The sequence below is a fragment of the Clavibacter lycopersici genome (assembly GCF_003576405.1).
Classification (GTDB): domain Bacteria; phylum Actinomycetota; class Actinomycetes; order Actinomycetales; family Microbacteriaceae; genus Clavibacter; species Clavibacter lycopersici.
On the sequence record NZ_QWGT01000405.1, the window covers coordinates 1 to 1,249 of the forward strand.

1 protein-coding gene is annotated in these 1,249 nt (G+C 77.4%); it reads left to right on the forward strand.

The window, feature by feature from the left end; translation table 11 throughout:
- Window positions 1-115 precede the first annotated feature (115 nt).
- Complete coding sequence (locus DZG00_RS15530; RefSeq protein ID WP_233550168.1) at window positions 116-1,150, forward strand: glycosyltransferase family 4 protein; 1,035 nt, start codon at window positions 116-118, stop codon at window positions 1,148-1,150.
- Window positions 1,151-1,249: the final 99 nt, after the last annotated feature.

Consider the following 1,249-nt stretch of genomic DNA (forward strand, 5'->3'; position numbering starts at 1 on the left):
CGGATCCCCACGACGGCACGGACCCCGCCGACGGCGCGGAGACCGACACGGCGGCGCGCGTCACCACCCCGGCGGGCACCCCGTGACCCGGCCAGGGGGATCCGCCCGGCCGGCCGTGGAGGTCCTGTTCCCCGTCGAACGCGACCTGCCCCGCTGGAGCGCCCGGCACGCGGCCGGCGAGGTGCCCGGTGCCTGGCCGTACGGCCTCGACGGGCTGCGCGCGTACGACGCCGACGTGACCGTCGCACCGCTGCGCGCCCCCGGCCGCCTCGACGCGCTCCGCGACCGCGTCGCCCCGCTGCGCCGCCGGCCGGCCGCGCCCGCGTCGAGCAGCCGCGACATCGGCATCACCTGGGACGAGAACGCCGCCCGCCGCATGCTCCTCACGCGGCCCCATCAGGAGATGTACACGGGCGTGATCTGGGTGACCGACATGCTCGCGCGCGGCACGGGCGGGGACCTCGGCCGCATGCGCGACGTGCTCCGCCGCATGGACGGCCTGTGGGTCATCAGCCGCGGCCAGGTCGAGCCGCTGCGCGAGTTCGTGGGACCGGGCGGACCGCCCGTGGGCTTCTTCGCGTTCGGCGTCGACGAGTCCTTCTACCCCGCGCGTCCCACGCCGACGAGGCCGTGCGTCGTCAGCGTGGGCGGCGACCGGGACCGGGATCCGGCGACGCTGTTCGCCGCGCTCGCCCGCGTCCACGCGGCCGTGCCGGAGGCGGAGATCGTGGTGCAGAGCACCTCGGACCTGCCCGCGCCCGCCGGCGTGACCAAGGTGCCGTACTTCACGCACTCCGAGCTCGCGGACCTCTACGCGCGCGCGACCGTGGTGGCCGTCGCGACGCGGGACAACCTGCACGTGTCCGGCATGACGGTGAGCCTGGAGGCGATGGCGACCGGACGACCCGTCGTGATGACCGCGACCCCCGGCACGGAGGACTACGTCGCCGACGGGCGCACGGGCATCCTCACTCCCGTGGGCGAGCCCGCCGCCATGGCCGACGCCGTGGTGGGGCTGCTGCGGGATCCCGCGCGCGCGGCGGACCTCGGCGCGGCCGGCCGGCGCGACGTCGAGACGCGGCTCTCCTCGGCGGGGCTCGTGGCGGGGCTCGCCGAGCTCATCGGCGTTCGGCGGGAGCCCGGCGCCTGACACCCGTGACGGCGGCGGGAGCCCGGCGGCGTCAGCTGCTGCGCGCCCGCCGCCGGAGCTCGACCCGCGCGATCCGGTCGCCGTCGCGCAGACCCCGGA